The organism is Rhodococcus sp. EPR-147, assembly GCF_001647185.1.
Lineage (GTDB): Bacteria > Actinomycetota > Actinomycetes > Mycobacteriales > Mycobacteriaceae > Rhodococcoides.
Map to the genome: position 1 here is coordinate 1 of NZ_LVCU01000046.1, position 5723 is coordinate 5723.

Annotated in this window: 5 protein-coding genes and 1 pseudogene; all 6 read right to left on the reverse strand. The window is 64.6% G+C overall.

Features of this window, described 5'->3' with window-relative positions:
* Window positions 1-304 (reverse strand): annotated as a pseudogene (locus A2J02_RS02020) (ABC transporter permease); the annotation flags it as partial.
* On the reverse strand, window positions 297-1799 hold the full coding sequence (locus A2J02_RS02025) for an ABC transporter ATP-binding protein (RefSeq protein ID WP_068046097.1): 1503 nt from the start codon (window positions 1797-1799) through the stop codon (window positions 297-299). The pseudogene A2J02_RS02020 and the gene A2J02_RS02025, both read right to left, overlap by 8 nt.
* Window positions 1800-1802: 3 nt before the next feature.
* A complete protein-coding gene (locus A2J02_RS02030; RefSeq protein ID WP_231893693.1) occupies window positions 1803-2894 on the reverse strand; it encodes a BMP family lipoprotein in 1092 nt (363 codons plus the stop codon).
* A 71-nt stretch (window positions 2895-2965) separates the two neighbouring features.
* On the reverse strand, window positions 2966-4414 hold the full coding sequence (locus A2J02_RS02035) for a nucleobase:cation symporter-2 family protein (RefSeq protein WP_068046102.1): 1449 nt from the start codon (window positions 4412-4414) through the stop codon (window positions 2966-2968).
* Between the two features lie 57 nt (window positions 4415-4471).
* Entirely contained in the window at window positions 4472-4960 is a 489-nt protein-coding gene (locus tag A2J02_RS02040) for a YbjN domain-containing protein (RefSeq protein WP_068046105.1), read from the reverse strand.
* Window positions 4957-5723, reverse strand: a 767-nt coding sequence (locus A2J02_RS02045; RefSeq protein ID WP_156516039.1) for a glycosyltransferase, incomplete at its 5' end; no start/stop codon positions are given. The genes A2J02_RS02040 and A2J02_RS02045, both read right to left, overlap by 4 nt.

Below are 5723 nucleotides of genomic sequence, written 5' to 3' on the forward strand. Positions count from 1 at the left end.
GTGGCCGGATGCCGTTCTCGAATCCGGGTCGACGGAAGTTGTAGACCGAACCCTGGAACAGCGACGAGTACGCCCCGGAAACAGAATCCCAGATCGCCGTCAGCATGTCCGAGGGACGGGAGAAGAAGTACCCGGCCGATTCCTGGACGCCGGAGTTGGTGGCGGCGATGAGCACCGCACCCACGATCAGCGCAAGGAGTACCGCGAGAACCGAGATGATCGCACTGCCGGTGAAGATCTGCCGAAGCACCACATGCGACTTCGACGGTTCCTGGGATTTGGGGGGCTGTTCGGCCTCACTCACCACGTTCACCGCCCATCATCAAGCCGAGTGTTTCGCGGGACGTATCCCCGGGGACGATTCCCACGATTGCTCCTCGATACATGACGGCGATGCGGTCGGCCAGTGCGGCGACCTCGTCCAGTTCGCTCGACACCACGATGACCGGGATCCCCGAATCCCGGGTGGCGACGATGCGCTTGTGTACGAATTCGATGGATCCCACGTCGATTCCGCGAGTGGGCTGCGCTGCGACGAACAGACGCAGGTCTCGGCTCAGCTCTCGCGCGAGCACCACCTTCTGCTGATTGCCACCGGACAGGCGTCCGACGGCGGTGCCGATTCCCGGTGCGCGCACGTCGAATTCGCTGAGCTTCTCCGACGCGAAAGTCTCGAGGTACTCGCGCTGCACCGCGCCGCGCCGCACGAACGGCATGCTGTTGGAGCGATCGAGCATCAGGTTCTCCGCGATGGAGAATTCACCCACCAACCCGTCGACGGTCCGATCCTCCGGCACGAAGCCGACGCCTGCGTCGAGCACGTCCTGCACCGTCGACCCGACGAGCGATTTGCCGTCGAGGCTGATCTTGCCGGATACGTTGTCCTGCAACCCGAGTAGGGCTTCGACGAATTCGGTCTGGCCGTTGCCCTGCACGCCGGCGATGGCCAGGATCTCCCCCGCCGCGACTTCGAGGCTGACGTCGTCGACGGTCTTGTTGCCCTGGGCGTCGAACACCGACAGGTTCTCGATGACCAGTGCCGCGTCCCCCGGCGTGGCCGGATCCTTCGAGACGGTCAGCTGCACATCGCGTCCCACCATCAGTGCAGCGAGCTCGGTGTTGCTGGCGGTGGGCTTTGCTTCTCCGACGACCTTGCCGAGCCGGATGACGGTGATCTTGTCGGCTACTTCGCGTACTTCGCGCAGCTTGTGGGTGATGAAGACGATCGTGGTGCCCGACGCCGCGAGTTCCCGCATGATCCGCATCAGATCGTCGGTCTCCTGCGGCGTCAGGACGGCCGTCGGCTCGTCGAACACGAGCACCTTGGCCTCACGAGAGAGTGCCTTGACGATCTCGACCCGCTGCTGCACGCCGACGGGGAGGTCGTCGACGAGAGCATCGGGGTCGAGGTCGAAGCCGAACCTCGCGGATATCTCCCGCACCAGCTTCCGCGCTGCCACGAGGTCGAGTCGTCCACCGAGCGAGGTGGTTTCGTTGCCGAGCACGATGTTCTCGGCAACGGTGAACACCGGAATCAGCATGAAGTGCTGATGCACCATGCCGATCCCGGCAGTCATGGCCTCGCCCGGTCCGGCGAAGTTCTGCTCGACGTCGTCGAGCAGGATCTGGCCCTCCTCGGCGCGATACAGGCCGCTGAGCACGTTCATCAACGTGGACTTGCCCGCACCGTTCTCGCCGAGCAGGCAGTGGATCTCGCCGGATTCGACGGTCAGATCGATGTGGTCGTTGGCAACCAACGAGCCGAATCGTTTGGTGATACCGCGAAGTTCGAGCTTCATGAACTACTTGGGTGCCGAGGGAGACTCGACGGTGATGGATCCGTCGATGATGCCGGCCTTGATCGTGTCCAGCTCGCCCTGCAGTGCGGGGTCGACCTCGGACTCGAAATCGTGGAACGGTGCGATACCGACTCCGTCGTTCTCGAGCGTGCCCACGTACGGGGTGTTGTCGAATGCATCGGCACCGGAGTTGGCGACGACCTCGTCGACGCTGGTCTTGAGGCCCTTGGTCACCGAGGTGAGCAGCAGGTCGCCGACCGACGGGTCGGATTCGAACACGTCGGCGTCGGCGCCGATGAGGGCGACGGGGCGCGAGGAGTCCCGAATGGCCTGTGCCGCACTCTGATAGATGGGTCCACCGACCGGGAAGATGACGTCGGCGTTCTGGTCGATCAGACCCTGGGCGGTGTTCTTGGCGACCTCGTTGGCGGTGAATCCGCCGGTGAACGAGCCGTTCTGCGAGGGCACGTCCCAGCCGATGACGCGGACTGCCTCGCCCTTCTGCTCGTTGAAGTAGTTCACGCCGTCGGCGAAACCGTCCATGAAGATGGTGACGGTCGGCAGCTGGGAGCCACCGAACGTACCGACCACTCCGGTTGTGCTGTAGCTGGCGGCCGCGTAGCCGGCGAGGAATGCGGACTGCGACGCGTCGTAGGTCAGCGGCTTGACGTTCGGCAGATCGATGGTGGAGTCGTCGATGATCGCGAAGTCGATGTCGGAGTTGGCCTCGGCGGCGACCTTGGTGGCGTCGGCCAGATCGAATCCGACGGTGACGATGAGGTTGCAGCCCTGATCGACGAGGTTGTTGATGTTGGGGCCGTAGTCGGTGGGCGACGCGGACTCGACGGTGCGCGGCTCGACGCCGAGCTCCTCGGAGGCTTCGGTCAGGCCCTCGAACCCGAGCTGGTTGAACGACTTGTCGTCGAATCCGCCACTGTCGGAGACCATGCAGGGCAGGAAGTCACTCGATGCGCTTCCGCCCGATCCTTCGTCTTCGGGGGCAGATCCACAGCCTGCGATCAGGGCGATGGCACCGAGCGACGCAACGCCGCCGAGTGCTGCCTTCCGCGTACTCGTGCGGGTAACGAATGACAAGATGTCCTCCAATTTAGGTGTACTTCGTCTGGGTCGGGACGCTACTCGCGCGGGCGAGGGTGCGCAGGATTTCACTCAGGTGTCTTGTCGGGCACGGCCTTCTCGGAAGAGAGATCGTCGGGCAAGCTGCCGCCTTCACGGAGTATTCGTGCTTCGTCCTCACGCACCATCACTGCCGGCCCCGCTGCCACCACCGAGGGGTTCGGCGGAGTACCGGGCTTGAACACGTTGAAGAATACGTTGAGTACCACCGCGACGATGCTGGCGGCACTGATTCCGGAGTGGAAGATCGTGACGAACCAGTCCGGGAACTCGTCCCAGAAGTCGCTCGCGACAACAGGTATGAGTCCGAACGCCAAGGTCACCGCCACGATGACCACGTTGGAGTTGTTGTCGTAGTTCACCTTGCCGAGGGTGCGGATACCGCTGGCGGCGACGGTTCCGAACAGCGCTATGCCGGCACCGCCGAGCACGGGCAACGGGACAACCCCGACGACGGCCGCGAGAATCGGCGAAAGGCCCAGCAGCGCAAGCACGCCACCGCCCATCGCGACGACGAAGCGGCTCTTGATGCCGGTCATCGCGACCAGGCCGACGTTCTGTGCGAAGGCCGTGGCCGGGAAGTTGTTGAAGATCGGGGCGACGGCAGAGGAGACCATGTCGGCGCGCAGGCCGTCGCCGACGCGCTTGGAGTCGACGTCGGTTCCGACCACTTCGCCGACGGCGAGGATGTCGGCGGTGGTCTCGACCATGATCACCAGGATGACGATGGTCATCGACAGAATCGCGCCGATTGCGAAGATCGGCGAGCCGAAGGCGAAGGGTGTCGGGACGGCCACCACGGACGCGTCGGCGACGCCGTCGAAGTCGGTCCTGCCGACGATCAGTGCCGCGATGGTGCCGACGACGAGTCCGAGCAGGATCGACAGCCGCGACAGTCCGGGGATCTTGGTCATCACCAGCACGGCGAGGAGGGTGAACATCGCCAGCCCGATGTTGCCGGGGTCCAGATAGTTCGGGTTCGGTGCTCCGCCCACCATCTCCTGGCCGGTGATCCAGCGCGCGGCCACCGGCATCAGGGACAGTCCGATGACGGTGATGATGCTTCCGGTCACCAACGGCGGGAAGAAGCGAACGATCTTGGAGAAGAACGGAGCGATGGCCAATCCGATCAGCGCGGCCACCAGAACGGCTCCGAGCACCGTGCGCAGTCCGGTTCGCCCGTCCTCCGCGCTGCCGATGATCGTCAGAACCGTCGAGACCGACGCGAACGAAATGCCCTGCACGAGCGGCAGTTGCGAGCCGAAGAACGGGATGCCGATCGTTTGCAGCACAGTTGCCACGCCACTGACGAACAGTGCGCAGGAGATCAACAGTGCCTGATCGATCCCGGACAGTCCGGCCGCTCCACCGACGATGATCGGAACGGCGATGACGCCGCCGAACATCGAGAGAATGTGTTGCAGGCCGTAGCCGAACATCTGCAGCACCGGTGGGCGAGCGTCCTCTGGCCTGGTCATGGCCCTAGGCTAGGAACCGGACGTTACCGGCAGCAACGCCGTCCCATTTCCGGCGAGTTACGCTTCCCGCTCGTCCACCAGGTGCTCGAATGCCTTCAGGTTCGCCAACGATTCGCCGCGCGAGACGCGCCACGCCCATTCGCGTTTGATGGACTCGGCGAATCCCAGTTCGAGCAGCACGTTGAAGTCGCCGTCCGCGGCTTCGAGGGTCTGTCCGAGAATGCGATCGAGTTCGTCACCGGTGACGGCGTGCAACGAGATTCGGCCGACGAGGTAGATGTCGCCGACCTTGTCGATCGTGTAGTGCACTCCGTACAGGCGGCGGTTGCGTCGCAGCAGGTACCTGTAGACGCCCTCGAAGTTCTCGTCGGGTTTGCGGCAGACGAACGCCTCGATGCGCACCCCGTGATGCCCGACGGTCAGCATCGTCGTTGTCTTGAGCTTGCGTTCCCCCGGCAGCTCGACGGTGAACACGTCCCCGCGCCGGGTGTAGTCCAGCTCGCGGTCCTTCAGTGCCCGGTCGATCAGTTCGGCAGTCTCGCTCATGCAGTCACAGCTCCTGATCTGCGTAGTTTCGACAATCCTCTGACGCGTCGCGGCGAGAACTCGCTCGGCCCCTCGCCGCGGTCGAAGTGGAACTTGGCCTGCCGGTAGCTCTCGATGAGTCCGTCGGCGGTGTGCTCCCACGAGAAGTTGCGGGCGTGCAGCGGTGCTGCGGTCGCCATGTCGGCCAACGCAACTGGGTCCGACAGCATCGACGACAGCGCATCGGCCCAATCGTCGGTGCGGTGGCCTTGCACCAGGCGTCCGGTCTCGCCCGACCGCACCGCCACGCCGAGTCCGCCGACGTCGGCGGCCAGGACAGGAGTTCCGCAGGCCTGGGCTTCGATCGCGACCAGGCCGAACGATTCGTTGTAGCTCGGCACGGCGACGATGTCCGCGGCGCGGTAGATCTGGGCCAGTCGCGCCGACGGTTGCGGCGGCATGAACGTCACCCGGGCAGCTATCCCCAGGTTCTCGGCCAGATCGATGAGGCTGTCGGGTCGATCCAGTCCACTGCCGGACGGGCCGCCGACGATGAGGACGCGCAGTGGTGTTCTCGGATTGCGCTGCAGCACTTCGGCAGCCGCGGCGATCAGCACGTCGGGGGCCTTGAGCGGCTGGATGCGTCCGACGAATGCGACGATCGACTCGTCGGGATTCAACCCGAGTTCGGCGCGCGCCGCCAGCTTGTCCCCCGGATTGTATTGCGCCAGATCGGCTCCCGGAGCAACCACGTCGATCGAACCCTGCTGCGCCCCGTAGATCT